The sequence below is a fragment of the Mesorhizobium dulcispinae genome, assembly GCF_033977345.1.
GTDB lineage: Bacteria > Pseudomonadota > Alphaproteobacteria > Rhizobiales > Rhizobiaceae > Mesorhizobium > Mesorhizobium dulcispinae.
On sequence record NZ_JAVIIY010000003.1, the window covers coordinates 421,788 to 442,336 of the forward strand.

General features: G+C 65.1%; 21 protein-coding genes and 1 riboswitch. Of the genes, 11 read left to right on the top strand and 10 right to left on the bottom strand.

The features are described from left to right. Window positions 1-34: 34 nt before the first annotated feature. Window positions 35-982, bottom strand: a complete 948-nt coding sequence (locus tag RFN30_RS09960) for an aldo/keto reductase (protein ID WP_320261903.1) — start codon at window positions 980-982, stop codon at window positions 35-37. A 132-nt stretch (window positions 983-1,114) separates the two neighbouring features. Continuing rightward, window positions 1,115-1,645, bottom strand: a complete 531-nt coding sequence (locus RFN30_RS09965) for a gamma-glutamylcyclotransferase (protein ID WP_320261904.1) — start codon at window positions 1,643-1,645, stop codon at window positions 1,115-1,117. Between the two features lie 124 nt (window positions 1,646-1,769). Here RFN30_RS09965 and RFN30_RS09970 point away from each other — a divergent pair, with 124 nt between their 5' ends. Then, window positions 1,770-2,768 (top strand): DUF2125 domain-containing protein, encoded by a 999-nt coding sequence (locus RFN30_RS09970; RefSeq protein WP_320261905.1) that lies wholly within the window; start codon window positions 1,770-1,772, stop codon window positions 2,766-2,768. A gap of 8 nt (window positions 2,769-2,776) precedes the next feature. Next, complete coding sequence (locus RFN30_RS09975; RefSeq protein ID WP_320261906.1) at window positions 2,777-3,703, top strand: sugar kinase; 927 nt, start codon at window positions 2,777-2,779, stop codon at window positions 3,701-3,703. A 16-nt stretch (window positions 3,704-3,719) separates the two neighbouring features. Here the strand turns inward: RFN30_RS09975 and RFN30_RS09980 are convergent, their stop codons facing one another. Together RFN30_RS09980 and hisC are read right to left on the bottom strand one after the other, a co-directional pair. Next, window positions 3,720-4,658 (bottom strand): prephenate/arogenate dehydrogenase family protein, encoded by a 939-nt coding sequence (locus tag RFN30_RS09980; RefSeq protein WP_320261907.1) that lies wholly within the window; start codon window positions 4,656-4,658, stop codon window positions 3,720-3,722. Window positions 4,659-4,664: 6 nt separating this feature from the next. After that, window positions 4,665-5,768 (bottom strand): histidinol-phosphate transaminase, encoded by a 1,104-nt coding sequence (hisC, locus tag RFN30_RS09985; protein WP_320261908.1) that lies wholly within the window; start codon window positions 5,766-5,768, stop codon window positions 4,665-4,667. Window positions 5,769-5,904: 136 nt separating this feature from the next. After that, window positions 5,905-5,982, top strand: a riboswitch (SAM riboswitch). 92 nt (window positions 5,983-6,074) lie between these two features. Here hisC and metX point away from each other — a divergent pair. From metX to RFN30_RS10000, 3 genes are all read left to right on the top strand, one after another. Continuing rightward, a complete protein-coding gene (gene metX / locus RFN30_RS09990; protein WP_320261909.1) occupies window positions 6,075-7,244 on the top strand; it encodes a homoserine O-acetyltransferase MetX in 1,170 nt (389 codons plus the stop codon). Between the two features lie 79 nt (window positions 7,245-7,323). After that, window positions 7,324-7,938 carry a methionine biosynthesis protein MetW gene (metW, locus tag RFN30_RS09995; protein WP_320261910.1) on the top strand — a complete coding sequence of 205 codons (615 nt, stop codon included), beginning with the start codon at window positions 7,324-7,326 and terminating at the stop codon, window positions 7,936-7,938. Window positions 7,939-8,225: 287 nt separating this feature from the next. Further along, on the top strand, window positions 8,226-9,161 hold the full coding sequence (locus RFN30_RS10000; RefSeq protein WP_320261911.1) for a glycosyltransferase family 2 protein: 936 nt from the start codon (window positions 8,226-8,228) through the stop codon (window positions 9,159-9,161). Window positions 9,162-9,194: 33 nt separating this feature from the next. On the opposite strand, the gene RFN30_RS10005 is transcribed toward RFN30_RS10000, so the two are convergent. From RFN30_RS10005 to RFN30_RS10015, 3 genes are all read right to left on the bottom strand, one after another. Continuing rightward, window positions 9,195-9,992, bottom strand: a complete 798-nt coding sequence (locus RFN30_RS10005; protein WP_320261912.1) for a DUF1194 domain-containing protein — start codon at window positions 9,990-9,992, stop codon at window positions 9,195-9,197. 52 nt (window positions 9,993-10,044) lie between these two features. Further along, complete coding sequence (locus RFN30_RS10010) at window positions 10,045-11,856, bottom strand: ABC transporter ATP-binding protein/permease (protein ID WP_320261913.1); 1,812 nt, start codon at window positions 11,854-11,856, stop codon at window positions 10,045-10,047. A gap of 110 nt (window positions 11,857-11,966) precedes the next feature. Beyond that, window positions 11,967-12,749, bottom strand: coding sequence for a class I SAM-dependent methyltransferase (locus RFN30_RS10015; protein WP_320261914.1), 783 nt, complete (start codon window positions 12,747-12,749; stop codon window positions 11,967-11,969). 203 nt (window positions 12,750-12,952) lie between these two features. Here RFN30_RS10015 and gloB point away from each other — a divergent pair, with 203 nt between their 5' ends. Continuing rightward, window positions 12,953-13,720 carry a hydroxyacylglutathione hydrolase gene (gloB, locus tag RFN30_RS10020; protein WP_320261915.1) on the top strand — a complete coding sequence of 256 codons (768 nt, stop codon included), beginning with the start codon at window positions 12,953-12,955 and terminating at the stop codon, window positions 13,718-13,720. A gap of 10 nt (window positions 13,721-13,730) precedes the next feature. Continuing rightward, window positions 13,731-14,165: a cupin domain-containing protein gene (locus tag RFN30_RS10025; RefSeq protein WP_320261916.1), complete on the top strand. Its 435-nt coding sequence runs from the start codon at window positions 13,731-13,733 to the stop codon at window positions 14,163-14,165. Here the strand turns inward: RFN30_RS10025 and RFN30_RS10030 are convergent. From RFN30_RS10030 to RFN30_RS10040, 3 genes are all read right to left on the bottom strand, one after another. Further along, entirely contained in the window at window positions 14,157-14,828 is a 672-nt protein-coding gene (locus RFN30_RS10030; RefSeq protein WP_320261917.1) for a lysoplasmalogenase family protein, read from the bottom strand. The two genes, RFN30_RS10025 and RFN30_RS10030, sit on opposite strands and share 9 nt — an antisense overlap. Continuing rightward, window positions 14,825-15,712: an aromatic amino acid exporter YddG gene (yddG, locus tag RFN30_RS10035; RefSeq protein WP_320261918.1), complete on the bottom strand. Its 888-nt coding sequence runs from the start codon at window positions 15,710-15,712 to the stop codon at window positions 14,825-14,827. Before yddG ends, RFN30_RS10030 begins: the two co-directional genes overlap by 4 nt. Window positions 15,713-15,800: 88 nt before the next feature. Further along, window positions 15,801-16,592, bottom strand: coding sequence for a DUF3108 domain-containing protein (locus RFN30_RS10040; RefSeq protein WP_320261919.1), 792 nt, complete (start codon window positions 16,590-16,592; stop codon window positions 15,801-15,803). A gap of 257 nt (window positions 16,593-16,849) precedes the next feature. Between RFN30_RS10040 and rpmB the strand changes: the two genes are divergently transcribed. The 4 genes from rpmB to RFN30_RS10060 all read left to right on the top strand — a co-directional run bounded on the left by rpmB (window position 16,850) and on the right by RFN30_RS10060 (window position 20,532). Beyond that, entirely contained in the window at window positions 16,850-17,146 is a 297-nt protein-coding gene (gene rpmB, locus RFN30_RS10045; RefSeq protein ID WP_192251560.1) for a 50S ribosomal protein L28, read from the top strand. A 109-nt stretch (window positions 17,147-17,255) separates the two neighbouring features. After that, on the top strand, window positions 17,256-17,936 hold the full coding sequence (locus RFN30_RS10050; RefSeq protein WP_320261920.1) for a queuosine precursor transporter: 681 nt from the start codon (window positions 17,256-17,258) through the stop codon (window positions 17,934-17,936). Between the two features lie 3 nt (window positions 17,937-17,939). Next, entirely contained in the window at window positions 17,940-18,614 is a 675-nt protein-coding gene (locus tag RFN30_RS10055; RefSeq protein ID WP_320261921.1) for a spermidine synthase family protein, read from the top strand. 139 nt (window positions 18,615-18,753) lie between these two features. After that, window positions 18,754-20,532, top strand: coding sequence for a GtrA family protein (locus RFN30_RS10060; protein WP_320261922.1), 1,779 nt, complete (start codon window positions 18,754-18,756; stop codon window positions 20,530-20,532). The last annotated feature ends 17 nt before the right edge of the window (window positions 20,533-20,549 follow it).

Sequence of the window (20,549 nt, forward strand, 5' to 3'; positions counted from 1 at the left end):
ATGATCGTGCGCGACCTTTGCGCGGCCGATCCTGTCAGGCGCTCGCCCTATCCAGAGCGGCCACGTCGTCGGCGGAAAGCTTGAGCGACGCCGCGCGGATCAGGCTGTCCATCTGGGCGGGCGTCGTGGCGCTGGCGATCGGCGCGGTGATGCCCGGCCGTGCCATGATCCAGGCGAGCGCCACTTCCGCCGGCTTGGCCGAATGGCGCCCGGCGGCCGCGTCGAGCGCGGAGAGGATGCGCATGCCGCGCTCGTTGAGATACTCGGCCACGTCTTCGCCGCGCTCGCTCTGGCCGAGATCGGCCTTGCTGCGGTATTTGCCGCTCAAAAAGCCCTTGGCGAGGCTGAAATAGGTGATGACGCCGACGCCCTCCGTCTTGCAGAGATCGAGCAGCGGGCCATCGAGCGAAGACCGGTCGTACAAATTGTATTCGGGTTGCAGAACCTCATAACGCGGCAGGCTTCGCAGACTCGCGACGTCGAGGGCCGCGCGCAATTGTCCGGCATCGAGATTGGAGCAACCCGGATAGCGGATCTTGCCCTTCTCGAGCAGGCGCTGATAGGCGCCGAGCGTTTCCTCGTAAGGCGTGGCCGGGTCCGGCCAATGCGACAGATAGAGGTCGATGACGTCGGTCCGCAGCCGCTTCAGCGATTGATCCACCGCCTTTTCGATATAGGCCGCGGAGAGGTCTTTTTTTCCCTGGCCCATGTCGGAGCCGACCTTGGTGATGACCACGATGCTGTCCCGATTGCCGCGGCTCTTCATCCAGTTGCCGATGATGGTTTCGGATTCGCCGCCCTTGTTGCCCGGCGCCCAGCGTGAATAGGCGTCCGCTGTGTCGACGGCGTTGAAGCCGGCCTCGGCAAACCGGTCGAGCAGGTCGAACGAGGTCTTCTCGTCGGCGGTCCAGCCGAAGACGTTGCCTCCCAGCACCAGCGGCGCGATGGAAAGGTCGGTGCGACCGAGACGGCGTTTCTGCAAGATTGCTCTCCGTGATGCTGGGATGGGCCTGGACGCCCAAAGAATCGATTGGCGGGATGGATTGCGATTAAGCTAGGTCGCCCCTTGCCGAGGTCAAAGGCATGGTTTTGCTTTTTTGATGGGACCAGGCCTTCACGAAGGCGCGACCCGCCGCCCTACCTCTTCCAGCCAGTGGTCGCGGATGCCGAGCGCTTTCAGGTGTTCCACCGTGCTCAAGACATAGTCCTCGTTCCTGCCCGACTGGCCGACCGCGCCGCGCACGACTTGCGCCGCATGGCCGGCATCGAGTCCGCCGGCATATTGCTCGTGCGCGCGGTCGACGATGTAGGTGACCGCTTCGACCGTTCCGCCTTGTCCTGCACCATCCAGCCGGACATCGAGGGTGCGTTCGAGATAGACCCTGGTCACCAGCTCGCGCTCGCGCAGATAGGAAAGCACTTCGTCGCGCAAATCGCCGGGCACGCGAAAGGCAAGACCGATGCAGGAGCCGCCGCGGTCGAGGCCGAGCACCAGTCCCGGCCTCGACCGCGTGCCGCGATGCACGAAGGAATAGACGCAAAGCGACCGGCGATAGCCGTAAAGGCGGGCGCGCCGTGTCTCGACATGTGCGAATCCCGGCCGCCAGATCAGCGACCCATAGCCAAAAACCCAAAAATCGCCCATATCGCCAAGCCTGATCGCATTCGAGTGACGACATCGCACCGATAGGTGTTTCTTCTGTCCCCGCTTGTCGTGCGTAAGAACAACTACCCTCTCGCCGCACGAGGGGGTTAACGAGAGCCGCAGCATGACGTCAAGTGACGAGCGATCGCGCAAACCTCGCCGCCGGCTGTTCTGGCTTGCCGCGTTCATCCTGGTGCTGTTCGCGCTCTACAGCGGCGGATGGTTCTATCTCGCGGGCAAGGTCAAGACCGAGGCCGAGCGAGCTGTTGCCGAGCTTGGAGGCAAAGGCATCAAGGCCGACTGCGCCAACCTCACGGTCAGCGGCTATCCGCTGAACTTCACGGTCTCCTGCGACAGCCTGGCCTATCAGGACGACGCCAAGAGCATTGCCGCCTCCACCGGCAGCTTCAACGCCATCGCCGGGATCACGCAGCCTTTGTTGCCGGTGGCCGCTGTGCGGGGGCCGCTCCGAACCTCGGTGCCGGGCATGCCTCCGCTGTGGATCGACTGGGACAAGCTGACAGCGACCGTCAAACTATCCTGGCCCTTGCCACGGCGCGTTTTGCTGCAAGCCGATGGGCTGTCAGGCCAGACTGACCCGGCTGACGATTCGGATCCGGCCGAATTGTTTTACGCGGCAAACGCGGCCGGGCAGTTGGAACCCAAGGACCAGGATGTCTTCTATACCGGCAGCTTCAGCGATCTTGAAATCAACGCCAACGCGATCGGCGGCCGCGTGCTGCCGGCGCTGGACGGCGCCGGCGCAGCGACGGTGAAGAACGGGGTGGCGCTGATCGCGAAGCCGCCGAAAAGCCTGCGCGGCCAATCTGTCGACATCGCCAGCCTCGACCTGTCGTCGGGAACGGCGCGCGTGACCGTATCCGGACCGATCTCGGTCGACGCGGACGGCCTGATCGATGCCAGCCTGAAGATCAAGCTCAAGGACCCCAAGGCGGTGGCGGCCATCCTCGCCGGCGCCATCCCCGAGCACAAGAGCGAGATCGAGCAGGGTTTTGCCGGCATTGCCATGCTTGGAAGCGAGCCGTCCATGCCGCTCAAGGTCGTCAAAGGCAAGGCTTCGCTCGGCTTCATCCCGCTCGGCAAGATCAAGCCGGTAGAGTAGGCCCGACGATGCCAAGGCCCGTCAAACTGCTCAGTGTCGGCGCCTTCACGCTCGACACGATCCTGCGTGTCGAGACGCTCCCCACGCATCAGGGCAAGTTCATCGCCGGCGACGGTGTCCAGATCGCCTCGGGCATGGCGACGAGCGCCGCTTGCGCCGCGCATCGCCTCGGCGCCGACGTCTCGCTTTGGGCAAGCGCCGGAGACGATGCGGTCGGCGACCGGCTGATCGCCGAGATCGAGGCGGAAGGCGTCGACTGCAGCCTCATCCGCCGCGTTGCCGGCGCGCGCTCCGCACTGGCCGCGATCCTGGTGGATGCCCATGGCGAGCGCGTCATCGTGCCGTTCTACGACGGGAAGGCGCAAGCCGATCCCGACTCCTTGCCGCTTGCCGATCTTTCCGGCTTCGACGCCGTGCTGGTGGATGTGCGCTGGCCGGGCGCAGCAGCGCTTGCCTTGACGGCCGCGCGGGACGCCGGCCGTCCGGCGATCCTCGACGCCGACACCGCGCCGGTCGAGGTGCTGGAGCGGCTGCTGCCTTTAGCCTCGCACATCGTCGCATCGGAACCGGCGGCGCGCATCGTCTGCGGCCACGCGCTCGACCCGGAAAGCGCCTGCGCCGACCTCGCCTCGCGCACTGACGCTTTCGTCGCGGTGACCGGAGGCGCCGCCGGAACCTGGTGGCATGATAGCGCAGCCGGCCACGTGCGCCATGTCGAGGCGCCGAAGGTCAAGGCGGTCGACACGCTCGCCGCCGGCGACGTCTTCCACGGCGCCTTTGCCGTCGGCCTTGCCGAGGCGATGCCGCCGGAACAAGCGCTGCGCTTCGCCAGCGCCGCCGCGGCGCTCAAATGCCTGCGCTTCGGCGGCCGGCTCGGCGCTCCCAATAGGGCCGAGACAATGGCGATGATGGCGGCCCACTGGCCGTCATCATAGCTGCCGCGCGAATAGCTTAGGGCTTGGCCCCCGGGTGTTCTACGACCTGACGGCCGAAATCCGGCACGTCGATGTCCTGGCCCGCTTCGATGATCGAGCGGCGGATGGCGCGTGTGCGGGTGAAGAGGTCGAACAGCTTTTCGCCGTCGCCCCAGCGGATCGCCCGCTGCAGCGAGGCGAGATCCTCCGAGAAGCGCGCCAGCATTTCCAGGATCGCATCCTTGTTGTGCAGGCACACGTCCCGCCACATGGTCGGGTCGGAAGCGGCGAGACGCGTGAAGTCGCGAAAACCGGAGGCGGAATATTTGATGACTTCCGTCTTGGTTACCGATTCCAGATCGTCGGCGGTGCCGACGATGTTGTAGGCGATGATGTGCGGCAGATGCGAGACGATGGCCAAGGTCATGTCGTGGTGCTGCGGGTCCATCGTGTCGATGTTCGAGCCGCAGCGCCGCCAGAATTCGGACAGCTTCTCCAGCGCTTCCGGATCGGTGCCCGGCAGCGGCGTGAAGATGCACCAGCGGTTGTCGAAGAGATCGGCGAAGCCGGCATCGGGGCCTGATTTTTCCGTGCCCGCCAGCGGATGGCCGGGGATGAAGTGCACGCCATCGGGCACATGCGGCTGCATTTGCGCGATCACCGAAGCCTTGGTCGAGCCGACATCCGTCAGGATGGCGCCTTTCTTCAGCGCCGGCGCGATTTCGGCCGCGACCTCGCCGGACGAGCCGACCGGAACCGAGACGATGACAAGGTCCGCGTCGCGTACCGCTTCTTTGGCCTCGGTCGTGTAGGAATCGCCGAGACCCAATTCCTCGGCCCTTTTGAGCGTCGATTTGCTGCGCGTCGCGATAGCGATATGGCGCGCCAGGCCTTCGCGGCGGATGACGCGGGCGAGCGACGAGCCGATCAGGCCGATGCCGACCAGCGCTATTCTTTCGAACATCGGTGATGTCATGGTGCTTCAGCTTTTCAGGAAATTCGTCAGCGCTTCGACCACGCCGCGATTGGCCTCTTCGGTGCCGATGCTCATGCGCAGCGCGTTGGGGAAGCCGTAGCCGGTGACACGGCGCAGGATGTAGCCGCGCGCACTCAGATAATCGTCTGCCGCGGCCGCCGAATGCCGCTTGTCGTCGGGAAAATGGATCAGCACGAAATTGCCGACGCTGGGCGTGACGCGCAGCCCGAGAAGGGTGACCTGCTCACTGACCCAGGCCAGCCATTTCTCGTTGTGCGCCACGCTGCGCTCGACATGGGCGCGGTCGCGGATGGCCGCGATGCCGGCTTCGATCGCGGTCGCATTGACGTTGAAGGGACCGCGTACCCGGTTGATCGCATCGACGATATGCGCCGGTCCGTACATCCAGCCGATGCGCGCGCCGCCGAGGCCGAGCTTGGAGAAGGTGCGCGTCATGACGACGTTCTCGGCGCTGCCCGCCAGCTCGATGCCGGCTTCGTAGTCGTTGCGCCGCACATATTCGGCATAGGCCGCGTCGAGCACGAGAAGCACGTTCTTCGGCAATCCGGCATGCAGCCGGCGCACCTCCTGGAAGGGCACGTAAGTGCCGGTCGGATTGTTGGGGTTGGCGAGGAAGACGATCCGCGTCGCCGGCGTGACCGCCGCGAGGATCGCGTCGATGTCGGCGCGCTCGTCGGTTTCCTTGACCGCTACCGGCTTGGCGCCGGCGGCCTGGATGTAGATCTTGTAGACCATGAAGGCATGTTCGGTGAACACGGCCTCGTCTCCGGGCGCGAGATAGGTCTGCGCCAGCAACCCAAGGATCTCGTCGGAGCCGTTGGAGCAGATGATGTTTGCCGGATTGAGGCCGTGCACGTCACCGATTGCCTCGCGCAGCCGGCGAGCGGAGCCGTCGGGATAGACGTCCAATCTTGCAGCTACCTCGCGCGCGGCCTCGATTGCCTTCGGCGAGGGGCCGAGCGGATTCTCGTTCGACGACAATTTGTAGACCTTCGTCACGCCGGCGGGCGCGGTGCTTTTTCCCGGCACATAGGCCTCGATGTCCATGATGCCCGCGCGGGGCGTCGGACGTGGCTGATCCTGCTTCATGTCACAAATCCGTCGAGAGGGCCTCGTTCAAGGCCGCTGCGGAAATACAGGCCGTGGCCCGGAATGTCGAGTGCCGGCGCTCGCGCCAAGGCTGCTGGCCGTTGACGAAGCGCGACGCTGGCCCTAGAAGAGCAGCCGGAGTTCCCGTGGTGATTTGGCCGGTCGGCTTGCAGCCACGTTAAACAATTCGCTAAAGGGCCGTTTGCAACCTGTAACCGGCTTTGCGAAGGCAGGCCGGTTTTTTGTTGTCCGCTGCCGGCCGGACACCGCATCAATAAGATCGATGCGGACTGGATGGGGAATGCAATGGCCGCTCAGCGCGCTGCAAGGACCAACAACGAGGCCGACCAGCCGTCGAGCCCAGTGTTGCATTTCGGTTCCGACAAGCCGTTGAGGCTCGATGCGGGCACGGTGCTGTCGCCATTCCAGGTCGCTTACCAGACCTACGGCACCCTCAACGACGCCCGCTCCAATGCCATCCTCGTCTGCCACGCGCTGACCGGCGACCAACATGTCGCCAACACCAATCCGGTGACCGGCAAGCCGGGCTGGTGGGAGGTGCTGATCGGCCCCGGCAAGATCATCGACACCAGCCGCTTTTTCGTCATCTGCGCCAACGTCGTCGGCGGCTGCCTCGGCTCCACCGGCCCGGCCTCGACCAATCCGGCGACAGGCAGGCCCTATGGCCTCGACCTGCCGATCATCACCATCCGCGACATGGTGCGTGCGCAGCTGATGCTGGTCGACCATTTCGGCATCGAGAAGCTTTTTTGCGTGCTCGGCGGCTCGATGGGCGGCATGCAGGTGCTGCAATGGGCCGCAAGCTACCCTGAGCGCGTCTTCTCCGCGCTGCCGATCGCCACCGGCGCCCGCCATTCCTCGCAGAACATCGCCTTCCACGAGGTCGGGCGGCAGGCCGTCATGGCCGATCCGGACTGGCACGGCGGCAAATATCTCGATTTCGGCAGACGCCCGGGAAAAGGGCTCGCCGTGGCGCGCATGGCCGCCCACATCACCTATCTGTCGGAGGCGGCCCTACATCGCAAGTTCGGCCGCAACCTGCAGGATCGCGAGGCGCTCACCTTCGGTTTCGACGCCGATTTCCAGATCGAAAGCTACCTGCGCCATCAGGGCATGACTTTCGTCGACCGCTTCGACGCCAACTCATACCTCTACCTGACCCGCGCGATGGACTATTTCGACCTCGCCGCCGACCATGGCGGACGGCTGGCCGATGCCTTCGCCGGCACCAGGACGCGCTTTTGCCTGGTGTCCTTCACCAGCGACTGGCTGTTCCCGACCGGGGAGAGCCGCTCGATCGTGCATGCGCTGAACGCCGCCGGCGCCTCCGTCTCCTTCGTTGAGATCGAAACCGATCGCGGCCATGACGCCTTCCTGCTCGACGAGCCGGAACTGTTCGCGGCCATCAATGGCTTCATCGCCTCCGCCGCCCGCGCCAGGGGGCTCGCCCTATGAGATCTCTTTGTTCTGGCCGCATTTCCGCGGTGCCAAGATTCCCCTTGGCCGTAAATGCTCTGAGGCCGGAGGTGTGCCCATGAGCGTCAATCGCGCCCAGCGTGTCGACCTCGAGGTCGTCACCGATCTCATCCCGCCGCAGTCGCGCGTGCTGGATGTCGGCTCGGGCGACGGCGTGCTGCTGGAACTCTTGCAGGAGACCAGGCAGGTCGACGGCCGCGGCCTGGAGCTGTCGCAGCGAGGCGTCAACGAATGCGTGGCGCGCGGCCTTTCCGTCGTCCAGGGGGATGCCGACACGGATCTGAAATTCTATCCCGACAAGGGTTTCGATTTCGTCGTGCTGTCGCAGACCATGCAGGCGACCCGCAATCCGAAGGTGGTGCTCGACGAGCTGCTTCGGATCGGCAACCGCGCCATCGTCTCCTTCCCCAATTTCGGCCACTGGCGCGTGCGCTTCTCGCTGCTGATCAAGGGCAGGATGCCGGTCACCAAGGACCTGCCCTACTCCTGGTACGACACGCCGAACATCCACTTCTGCACCATCCGCGACTTCGTCAATCTGTGCGAGGAGCTCGGCGCGACGGTCGAGAAAGCGACCGCGCTCGACGCCAACGGCCAGAAGATCGGCCTGTCGATGCCGTGGTGGTTCTGGAACTTCTTCGGCCAGCAGGCGGTGTTTTTGCTCAAGCGCTGACGGTGGCTTTGGGCGGACGATGGCGGCGGGAACATCCAACCGATTCGGTCGCGGTGGAAATCGTTCCTGACTATGTCGGGCACAGCTGAGGATAAATCGTCCGCAAAGTGTTGCTTTCAAACCGCATGACTTTGAGGAAATACGCTCCGAACTTGATATCGACGCGACGCCTCAGGTGACATGGGCGGCTCTTTTCTGTAGCGTTTTTGTCGAATTCATCCGGGGGCGGACATTGGAGGGGCGCGATCCATTCGGTCGTCGTTTATCCGTCTCATAACGAAAGTTAGATGCCGACTGCTTCCGACACAACTCCGCTGATCACCGTGATCACGCCGACGCACAACCGGCGCAGTCAGGTCGTGCGCGCGGTGGAAAGCGTTCTTGCCCAGACACTTACCCGCTTCGAGCACATCGTCGTCGACGACGGTTCGACCGACGGCACCGCGCTGGCGCTCGCCGAAATTCGCGACCCCAGACTGATCTATGTCGGCGCGAAATGGCGGGGCGCCAATGCCGCGCGCAACGCGGGCATCGAGCGCGCGCGGGCGCCGATTGTGACCTTCCTTGATTCGGACGATGTCTATCTGCCGGACCGCCTGGACCGGACACTGTCGCATTTCGACAAGAACCCTTCGCTCGAAGTGCTGATCAGCTCCTTCATCTCGGTGAAGGGCAACCGCAGCACCAAATGCATCAACCGCCAGGCCTTGCTCGACAAAAGCACGCTGCAGCGCGCCCTGGTCTCGCAGACGATCTTCATCGCCGGCTCGGCGATCACCGCCCGGCACGAATCGCTGCTTGCGATCGGCGGCTTCGACAGCGACATCACGCGCATGCAGGACCGGGAGCTGCTGCTGCGTTTTGCCAACCGCAGCGGCGCCTTGCTGTCTGATGATATCGACTGGAAGAAGTACAATTCGGAAAATTCGATTTCGGGCCGACGCGACGGTTATGTCGAGGCCTATGCCAACCTGATCGACAAGCACCCTTACATTGCCGACCGCTATCCAGACGTGCCGCCCTATATGATCGCCCGGCAGATCATTGCCGACATCCTGAAGGGCAGGCTGCCGCAGGCATTTTCAGGTTATCTCGCCAACCGGTCGTCCAAGGCGCTCGGCTACTCGCCGGCCGAGCTGCTGCGCGGCTATGTCGTCGGCCGGCGCTGGCGCCGCGATTGCTATGACGAGTTCCGCGCCAAATACGGCGCCCGGGCGGCCTGAAAAACAAGATCGGAGCGTCTGACCGCTTCAGATTCACCTGTCCAGCTCCGGAAAATACGGATCGGAAAACCGCTGCCGCAGCCGCTCGCCAAGCAGGCAGTCGGTCGGCGCCTCCGCATCGACGCGGATGCTTTCGGCATCACCGATGCCGCTCACCTCCTGGATCAGCTTGCGGCGGATCGCGGTCGAGAACTCGGATGCCGCGTAGATCGGCAGCACGAACGAACCGGGGCCGCCGGTGACGCAATCGGCATAGTAGCGATCGAGACGGCTGATGCTCGGCGACGGACTGATCAGGATCGGCAAGCCGTTGATCACGATGCCCTTGGCTAAAGCCGCATCGCGGATCATCGCGACAGGCAGACCGGCATTGTTGGGCCCGTCCCCCGATATGTCGATGACCCGGCGCGGCGCCGAAAAGCCGTTTTTCTCCAGAAGCCCGGCGCCGAAGCCGAGAGCGCCGGAAATCGAGGTGCCGCGAAAGCTCCGGAACGGACGGCCCGCGATCTTGTCGGCGAAGGCGTTGGCGCTGTCCGCGCCGTCGACGACCTGCCAGGCGATCAGGCCGTCGTCGCGCACGACGCCCGCCCATTCGAAATAGGCGAGCGCGATGCGGCCATTCGGGCCCGAGCGCACCGCGCTGATGAAGTCGGGATGGCGCAGCGCCTCGACATAGCCGGCGCGCTGCAGGGCGAACTCCCCTTCGTCCATCGATTGCGAGATGTCGACGGCCAGCACCAGTTCGAGATCGACAGCTCTGCCGCCGATTGCAGGCACTGGCGCTGCCTCGGCGCAGGCAAGGCATGCAAGCAGGCTGAGCAGCTTGAGCATGGCAGGCTCCGACCTCGCCGGGATTCTTCCCGGCGATCGCGGCAAAATAAAGCTATTTCCTGGCGCGCGCGGCAGTTGGTGGCGGTTCGATCGCCCCGGCGCGGAGGCGGGCCGGCTTGAGCGCCGATCGGCCGCTGTCCTTGACGATGGTGAGCGCGCGCGGGAAGAACTGGTTGCTGTGCAGGCCGCGCCCGATATTGACGATGGCGGCGTCCGGCAGCCTGGCCTGCAGCATCGCCAGCACCCGTCGCAGCGTGGCGCCGTCGAACGTATCCAGCGCTTCGTCGATGATCACCCATTTCGGCTTCCTCAACGCCAGCCGGGCAAAGGCGAGCAGTCGCTGCTCGTCGTCCGCCAGTTCATGCTCCCAGCGCGCCGACCGGTCGAGCTGGGACGACAGACGCTCCAGGCCGACTTCGCCGAGCACCGAGGAAATCTCGGCGTCGTCGATCTTGGCGCCTTCGGCATGGTTGAGCACGTCGCGCAGCGTGCCGAGCGGGAAATAGGGCATGCGCGGCACGAAGAACGGCCTCTCCCCGGCCGGCATGCCGATGCGGCCACCTCCCCACGGCCAGAGGCCGGCGATGGCGCGGAAGAACAGCGTCTTGCCGGCGCGCGGATCGCCGGTGATCATGACGCGCTCGCCGGCCTTTATCTCTACGTCCGTCTCGGCAAGCCTGGTGCAGCCGTCGGGAGAGGCGACCTCGAGCTCCTCGAACGTCAGCTTGCCATTGGCGTTTTCGCCGAACGCGATGCGCCTTTCCTTTGCATGCAGGACGTCCGTTTCGCCGAGCGCGATGCGGAAGTCGGCGACGCGCATCAGCGTTGCCCGCCAATCGGCGATGGCGCCGATATTGTTGATGAACCAGCGCAGCGAGGAATTCACCTGGTTGAAGGCGCCGACCGCCATCATCAAGCCGCCGAAACTGATATCGCCCGCGAAATAGACCGGTGCCGCGACGAGGATCGGCGCCACCACGGTGATCCAGCCATAGGCATCGGTGACCCAGGACAGGTTGATCTGGGCGCCGTAGATGCGCCTCATGGCGCCGAGCACGCCGCCGAGGTCGAGCTCCAGCTGCCGCCTGGCGTCCGCCTCGCCATGGGCGAGCGCGATGGCGTCGACATTCTCGTTGACGCGGACCATTGAGGAGCGCAGCACCGCCTCGCGCGTGTAGCGATCGCTGTTGAAGCGGATCAGCGGCCGACCCACCAGCCAGCTCAGCCAAGAGGCGATGCCGGCATAGAGAATCGCCGCCCAGACCATGTAGCCGGGTATCGCCAGCGAATGGCCGCCAACTTGGAAGACGAAGCCGGAAGAGAGCTCCCACAGCACGCCGATGAAGGACACTAGCAGGATGAAGGATTGCAGCAGGCCGACGCCGAGATCGGTCGACAGGTCGGAGAGATGCCCGGCGTCCTGCTGCATGCGCTGGTCGGGGTTGACGCCGATGGCGCCCGCATGGGTGAGCCGGAAGGCGCGCGCCGGCCGCATCCATTCGTCGATGAGGTCGAGCGTCAGCGCCTCGCGCAATTTCAGCCGGATCGTCTGGTTGAGCCATGTCTGGCCGACATTGAGCACCAGGAGGCTGCCGGCGATGGCGGCAAACACCATCAGCTGATGCAGGAAGCCAGGCAGGTCGCGCCGCGCCAGGGCGTCGTAGAAAGGCTGGTTCCAGCGATTGAGCAGGACCTGCCCGATCGAGGTTGCGACGACGACGCCGACAATGCCGATCGAAACCCATAGGAGCTGCCTGCGCACCGGCGACGTCTTCAGCGCCAGCCTGATCGCCGCCAGCTGGTCGGAGAGGCTGCTCGACTCGACCGAGAACGCAGCCTGTTCGATACTTGGCGTGTCATCCATATGCGATATCCCTGATGCCGAGAATGATCCTCGGCGATGATGCCGCACCCCAACCTGCCCTGAGATAGGTGACGACCGCCAAGCGGCGCAAGCCTTGGCCTTGGCCTCGATCACGAACGCGTCATCCACCTGCCCGGCGGCATCGGGGCGGCTGCCTGGCGCCCGAGTGTTGTCGCACCCTGCGGCGAAAACACGGGAACGAAGACACGGCGCGAGGCGCGCTGCGCGACGGGCACACCCTGGTAGAGCCGCTTCTGCGCCTCGACGACGATGACGCCGGAAAAGATCGGCCACAAGCGCCGGCCGGCTCGCTCCAGCACATTGTGAAACTGCATCATAAAGCGCCGTGGCGACGGCGGGAAGAACAGCGCGTCGGACCATGCGGCCGGCGTGAAATTCGCTTCGCGCAGCAGTTCGGTGAGCTGGCCGCGCGAGAACGGCCGGCCGTTGCCGAAGGGCGTGTGCTCGAAGCGCGCCCAGACGCCGCGCCGGTTGGGCACCACAATGACGACCCTGCCCGCCGGCGACAGCACGCGCCAGATCTCGTTCAGCGTCTCGCGCGGATTCTCGACATGTTCGAGCGAGTGGACCAAAAGCATGCGGTCGATGCAGGAATCGACCAGCGGCAGCTCTTCGTCGAAGACCAGCGCGGTCGCCGTCGGCCCCGTCGCCGGCCACACCACCGCCCCTTGCGTCGCCGGCATGAAGGCAAAGACCCGCTCGGCGTCGGTGCCGAACCGCTCCAGCCAGGGCAGCGTGTAGCCGAGACCGACCAGGCGTTCGTTCGGAACGGTCGCCCATATCGACGACAGCGCCATGGTGATCGCGCGCTCGGCCAGGCGCCCGAGCGTGGTCGAATAGAAGGAGCGGAGGTCGACGATATCGGAATGCATGGCCGGGACGGTAGCCGCGATATCAGACGAGTTCAACAAAGGCGGATGACATCGGCGGCTGGGCGCCCTATGTCTGCGGCGACTCCTGCATCGGCCCGAAATCGGTTTCGATTTCGGAAAGCACGATGCAGCAGGTAACAAGTGTTGGAGCGTCCTTTTGTGCATCCACCAGGACGCACGACGCTCTAATGGAGAGCGCCGAGATGCCGGTCGAAATCGAACAGTTCATGTGCCGCACCGACAATTTCGGCGTGTTGGTTCACGACCCCGAAAGCGGCCAGACGGCGATCGTCGACGCTCCGGAGGAAGCCCCGATCCTGGCCGCGATCAAGCGCACCGGCTGGACGCCGACCATGATCCTGACCACGCATCACCATGGCGACCATGTCGAGGCCAATCTGGCCCTGAAGGACCGTTTCAAGCTCACCATCATCGGGCCGGAAGCCGAGAAGGCGAAAATCCCCGGCATCGACGAGACCGTCAGCCAAGGCTCCGTCATCCGCCTCGGCGATGAAAGGATCGAAGTCATCGAGACGCCCGGCCACACCGCCGGCCATGTTTCCTATTATCTGCCTGGATCGAAAGTAGCCTTCACCGCCGACACGCTGTTTGCGCTGGGCTGCGGCCGGTTGTTCGAAGGCAAGCCGCCGGTGATGCACGAATCGCTGAAGAAACTTGCCGCCCTTCCGGCCGAGACCGTCATCTATTGCGGCCACGAATACACTTTGGCCAATGCCCGCTTCGCGCTGACCGTCGACCCCAGCAATTCGGCGCTCAAGGAACGCGCCGCCAGGATCGAGGCGCTGCGCGCCGACAACAAGCCGACCCTGCCGACGACGATTGGCGAGGAACTGTCGACCAACCCGTTCCTGCGCTGGCACGATCCGGCGATCCGCAGGCATCTTGGCATGGAGAAGGCAAGCGACGTGGAAGTGTTCGCCGAAATCCGCAAGCGCAAGGACAATTTCTGAGCGCGCCCAGATGACCAGCGCCGCCGAAATCATCGCAACGCTGGGTCTCCAGCCGCATCCCGAAGGCGGCTGGTATGCCGAGACTTTTCGCGATGCTTCGGGAGGCCCGCGCGGCCATTCCACCGCGATCTATTTCCTTTTGGAGAAAGGCCAGCTTTCGGCCTGGCACCGGGTCAAGGATGCGGCGGAGGTCTGGCATTTCCACGCCGGCGCGCCGCTGGCGCTCGCCATGCATGAGGAAGGCTCCGGGGCCGTCATCGAACAGGTGCTGGGCGCGGCACTTGCTGCAGGCGAGCGGCCGCAGATCGTCGTGCCGGCCGGCTGGTGGCAGTCGGCGCGCAGCCTCGGCGAATGGACGCTGGTCGGCTGCACGGTGGCGCCGGGCTTCGACTTCGCCGCCTTCGAGCTGGCCGAGCCGGGGTGGCAGCCGAAAACCTTAGGTTAACAAGAAGCCCAAAGTGATCGCCAACTGGGCGGCATAGTAGAGCACCCAGACCGCGTAGCGCATCCAGACGCGATGCGGCGAGATCGCGGCAAGCAGGAAACGCTCCGCTGCCAGCAAGCCGTCCGAGGCGATGAACAGCACGGCGCCGATGACAACCCAGGGATGGAAGGTCGTCAGCGCCGAGATGCCCATGGCCAGGATCGCCGCGACATAGACGGCGATCGGGATACGCAGCGGTGGACCGACGCGTCGCCAAAGGGCTGCGAGCATCACGATAACGAAGACCGCCAGCGCCAGTGCGATGACGCCGCGCCAGGATTCGCCGGTGAGCAGCCCGATCCCGCCGCCTGCCTCCAGGAACAGGGCGACATAGGCGATATGCGCGGCAAGAAAGCTTACCAGGCCGCCAAGAAAGGCCTTTTCGCCGTCGCCCGACAGGAACGCATCGCCGGCGGCGCTGAGCGCAAGCGCTGCGACGAGCAGAAGCGGCCCGCCCTGCATGACGGCGAGCGCCGCCAGCAGGCCGACGGCCAGCGTCTTTGCGGCGGAACGGGCCAGCCGCGGCGAAAGCTCGAGCGCAAGGACGTAAATCGCGGCTGCGGCGATCGAGAACAAAAGCGTCGCGTTCGGGTTGGCCTCGATGCCGCCCGGAAACGGCATCATGCGCTTGCTCCGCCGGTCGCCGCCTTGCGCAGCAGGAGCGATTTCGCGGCGAGCGCCGCCCCGCCGGTGATGAGCACGCAGGCCAAAAGGATGCGGAGCGACGGCTCGGCCACGCCGGCCGCGATCAGCACCAGCGTCGACAAAAGCGGCGCGGCATAGCTTGCCGCCCCCAGCACCTGGATGTTGCCGCGCTTGACCCCGATATCCCAGGCGTAGAAGGCGGCTCCGACAGGCATCAGGCCGAGCCCGACGACCGCCAGCCACTGGCCCGGGCCGTCGGGCAGCACGGTCTTTTCGAGCAGCAGGTGGCAGGCGAGCGAAAGCACCGACGTCGCGGCGCAGAACCATGTGACGATCGAGGTCGGCACCGACGGGAAGCGCCGCGACAGGAGCGAATAGGACGACCACAGCAGCGCGCAGACGCCCGCCATCGCATAGCCGAAGGCGTAGCGCGCGTCGAAGGCGAGCCCGCCGCCCTTGGTGACGATGAGGAAAGTCCCGGCAAGGCCGAGCAGCGCGCCGACGACATGGTTCCAGGCGAGCCGCTCGCCCGGCATCAGCGCCGAACCGAGCACGATGAACAGCGGCCACAGGTAGGCGATCAGGCTCGCCTCGACGGCCGGCGCGTTGCGCAGCGCCGTGAAGTAGAAGAAATGGTAGCCGAACAGCCCGGCAATCCCGATCAGCCACACCTGCGGCGGAATCTTCCGGCTCTTGTCCGGAGCCGGCATCACCAGCCTGGCGGCGAGCCCGACGCAGGTGCCGATGGCGAAGGTGATGGCCGACAAAAGGAACGGCGGCACCTGCCCGGAAGCGTCGGTGAGCAGGGCAAGCAGCGCCCACATGGCGACCGCCGAGAAGCCGATCAGTGTTGCGCGCCCCATACCTGCCCCCGGCGGCGCGCCGTGGCGCCCTTAGCAATTCCAGGAAAAGTGCCTAGCGGTTTTCCGTCCGGAATTGCGTAAAAACAAACTAGTTCACTGCTTCGAATCGCCTCGCGCTGATGGTCAGCGGACCGATCTGGGTCCCGACCGTGGCGCGGATCGGCGCATATACGCCGGTTTGGCCGAGCGGTGCAAATGTCACCATCATGCGGCTCTTGTTCTTGAGGAACTCCAGCGCCTTGCGGCCCTTGCGATAACCCGCCACCGGCTCGAAGCCCATCTTGCAGGTGACGGTGTCGCCCTTGTAGCCCGGCACCGAGATCGAGCCTTTCGAGGCATAGGTCAGCGACAGGTCGGCGCGCATCTCGCCATCGTAGAATTTGACGGTCCGGCCGCAGACCTTGTCCAGGCTGTCGGCATGGATGACCGTGGCCGCCATCGGGTCGAGCACCGATTTCAGGTCGCCGTCGCCGACGGGCACCCAGCTCTTGGGATCGCGCTTGCCGGGCTCGGGAACGACTTTCGTCGAGGCGACCCCGCCATTGGCGAAGCGTATGTCGACCACGGAGGCCTTCTTGCCGGAGGTGTAGTCGGCCCGGAAGGCCTGCGGCCGCATCTGCTGGCCCGAAATCGTGCCTTTCGACGAGATCGTGCCCTTGGTGTCGTCGAACAGCTTGGCGATGCCTGCGGCGGAGACGGTTCCGTTGATTGCGTAGTTGTCGCCGTCGTAACGGCTCGAAAACGTCGCTCTGGCGACCGAAAGGCCAAGGAACGACACCGTATATTCGCCCTTGAAGGACTGCGGCGAGGCTGCGGCGAAGCCCGTCGTCGGCACGGTGACGGCAAGCAGGGCGGCTAAGGCTTGGGATGATCGAAGCATGGCGGGCGGCAAGTCCTTGATACGGGCCGGAAACGCAAGGGTTTCAGCCTGGCAATCCCTTCGCGAAGGGCTTATAGGGCGAAATCCGGCCTTTATATGGAGCGCGCTTCGCTATCGCGCACCCGCCGGAGCTTGACGCCGTAGCGAAATGCAACTATGGAACGCCAACTTTTTCCAAAGGCCGCCTGATCGAGACCGCGCGCCGCCTGGCGCGGGCAGAATGGTTTCGCAGGTTTAGAACTGAAGGTTTAGACAAGATGTCCCGTACCTGCGAGCTCACTGCCAAGGCAGTCCAGACCGGCAACAATGTGAGCCATGCCAACAACAAGACCAAGCGTCGCTTCCTGCCGAATCTGGTCAATGTGACGCTGATTTCCGAAGTGCTGAACCAGAATGTTCGCCTGCGCATTTCGGCCAACGCGCTGCGTTCGGTCGAGCATCGCGGTGGCCTCGACGCCTTCCTGGCCAAGGCCGACGCCAAGGAGCTGTCGCAGCGCGCCCGCCTCCTGAAGAAGCAGATCGCCAAGAAGCTGGCCGAGCAGTCGGCCGCCTAAAGCGGCTTCAGGCGGGCACGACCGCCTCGAGCACCGGCCCCAAACCGGTGCTCTGAATGAGCGAGCGTCGACGTGACGCTCAGCTGGTTCCATTACCCAGGATAAAAAAATGAGCTTCCTCACGCGATACTTGCCCTTCGTGGTCGCGATGGCGTTCGTCGTCGTGGCGTCGAACATCCTTGTCCAGTTCCCGATGCAGGGCCAGATCGGCGGCCTGTCGCTGGCCGACCTGCTGACCTGGGGTGCCTTCACCTATCCTTTCTCCTTCCTGGTCACCGACCTCGCCAACCGCCGCTATGGCCCGGCCGTGGCTCGTAAAGTGGTGTTCGTCGGCTTCATGACGGCGGTGATCTGCTCGATCCTCGTTCCGCCCTTCCTGTTCCGCCACGGCCTGATCGAATTCGAGACCGCCGCCGACCGGCTGGTGCGCATAGCGGCCGCTTCCGGCGCCGCCTTCCTCACCGCGCAATTGCTCGACGTGACCGTGTTCAACCGGCTGCGCCGGCAGAGCTGGTGGCGCGCGCCGATCGTCGGCACGCTGGTCGGCTCTATCTTCGACACGGTCGTCTTCTTCGGCGTCGCCTTCTCCGCCGCCTTCGCCTTTGTCGGGCCGAACGACGGCTTCGCGCTGGAGACGGCGCCGCTGATGGGCGTGCTGCCTGTCGAGACGATGCGCTGGGTCTCCTGGGCGCTGGGCGATCTCTCGGTCAAGCTGATCATCGCGGTGGTGGCGCTGATCCCCTACCGGCTGATCGCCGCCCGCTGGATGCAGCCGGCAGTCGCGGTCTAACCCGTGATCCCCTGGGTTCAGCTCGATTCAGCCCTCACGCCCGACGGCGCACAGGAACTTCGCCTGAAGCGGCGCGGCGATGAATTCTCGATCATGCTGGGCACCAATGAGCTGATGAACAGCCGTCTCAGCGGCTCCGAGGAGGCACTGGCAAAGCTTTCCTGCGAGAGGATCGCTGGCCGCAGGCGGCCAGGGATCCTCATCGGCGGGCTCGGCATGGGCTTCACCTTGCGCGCCGCTCTCGCCGCGCTCGATGGCGACGCTGCCGTCACTGTTGCCGAACTCGTCCCCGCGGTCGTCGCCTGGGCGCGCGGCCCGATGTCCACGATCTTCGCCGGCTGCCTCGACGATCCCCGCGTCACCATTCGCGAGGTTGATGTCGGTCAACTGATAAGGGCGGAGGCAGCCGCTTGGGACGCCATCCTGCTCGACGTCGACAATGGTCCCGAAGGCATAGTCTACAAGGGCAATGACTCGCTCTACGGCGCGGCCGGCCTCGCAGCCGCGCGTGCCGCATTGAAACCCGGCGGCGTGCTGGCGGTCTGGTCGCAGGGACCGGACAGCGGCTTCACCCGGCGGCTGAAGCAGGCCGGCTTCGCGGTCGAGGAGATCAACACGCGGGCGCACGGCAAGCGCGGCGCCCGCCACGTGATCTGGGTTGCGACCAACGGGCAGTGATCCCTACCGGCCGCGCGCCGCCGGAGCCAGCCCGCCATCGCCTCACGTCTTCAACCGCCGGAGATACCCAGGCGGCTTTACGCTTTGTTACGGCCGTTGGTGCAGGATCGCGAAAACGATCCAGGACATCGCCGCCAGCATGACCATCCAGGGCACCGGTTGGAAACATGATCTCCTGCTTGCGCTCTGCGCGACGCTGGTCGTGCTGGCGATCAATGCAGTCTCCGGCTTCCCGACGATCGCGGATCTCGGCGCAGACAACGACAGCATGCTTCGGCTGGTCGAGGTTCGCGACCTGCTGGCGGGACAGAGCTGGTTCGACCTTCACCAATACAGGATGGGCCTGGCCGGCGGCTTTGTCATGCACTGGTCGCGGCTGGTCGACGCGCCGATCGCGCTGATCATCCTCGCCTTCCAATCGCTGGGCACCGGCACGGCTGCCGCTGAAAGGGCCGCGCAGATCATCTGGCCGCTCTTCCTTTATGGGCTCACCATATTCGTCATCCTGCGCGCCTCGCGGCGCTTTGCCAGCGCGGACGTGGCGATGCCGTCGCTGGTGCTCGCGACCGCAGCTCTCTTCTTTCTCGGCATTTTCAACCCGGGCACGCTCGACCATCACAATGTCCAGCTCCTGCTGACGGCGGCCAGTCTCTGGTTGCTGATGGAGGCTCCGCTCTGGCGGCCTGCAGCCCTTCTGTCCGGCCTGTGCGCGGGCCTGACGCTCGCCGTCGGCATGGAGACCGCGCCTTACGTGGCCGCGCTTGGCGCCTGTGCCGCGGTGCTCTTCATCCTCCATCAACGGGAGCGCCAGACCGCGCGCGGTTTCGGCATCGGATTTGCGGCAACAGCCTCGCTGGTCCATATCGCCACAATACCGCCTTCGGCTTGGGGCGTGGCCCAATGCGACGCCTTCTCGGCCTTCCAGTTCGTCATCGCGGCGCTGTCGGGCTTCGGCCTGGCGGCGATTGCCACTCTGTCCGGGAAATCGACGGCGCGGACACGGTTCGTCTCAATGTCCGTCTTGGCGCTGGCGGTCGCGGCTGTTGCGATCCTGTTCTTCCCGCAATGCCTGGCATCGCCCTATGCCGGCATCGACGAGCGCGTTCGCACCTATTGGCTGAACGATGTTGTCGAGGCGCAGCCCTTCCTCAGCGTGGCCGTCAACCAGCCGAAGCTGATGGCGGCGCGCTATGTGACGCCCTTCATCGCGATCCTGTTGATCGGCCTTCGGCTGCGCAGCCGCCGCCTGCGTCGCGAGGAAGCCCTTGCCGCCGTGCTGCTGATCGTCGCTTTCGTCGTCAGCCTCTGGCAGGTGCGCGGCTCGACCTTCTCGGTCGCCTTGGCTGTGCTGCCGCTTTCGACGTGGATCGCCGGGATCCGCCTGCAGGCAAGCGCCTCGCAGTCATGGCACGTCTCCACCCGCATCGCGGCGGCATGGCTGGTGTCGCTCAACGCGACCTGGGCCGGCGTTGCGGTCGCTGCGCAGTCCGTGGTCCAAAAGGTGCCGACGGAAATCAACTCCGATGCGGACCATGCGCTGACCTGCGGCAAGGCTGCAGACTTCAGCGACCTGGCCGCCATGCCGGCAACGACGGTGCTTGCGTCTTCCAATCTGGGCTCCGCCATAGTGTTGTTTACCGGCCACAGGGCGCTGGCCGGCCCCTACCATCGCAATGTCGGCGGCAACCTCGCCATGCTCGACGCCTTCATGGGAACGCCGGACGCAGCCCGCGCCATCGTCGAGCGCGAACATGTCGGGCTGGTCGCCATATGCCGCGGCAATTCGGAAGAGCTGTCGCTCGCCGCCGAGGCCCCGACGGGCCTGGCCGCGCGGCTGTTGAAGCGGGACGTTCCCGACTGGCTGGAATTGGTGAGCCCTTCGGCGAACAAGCCGGTCGAGATCTACAGGGTCCGCTGAGGGTTACGGGCAATTCC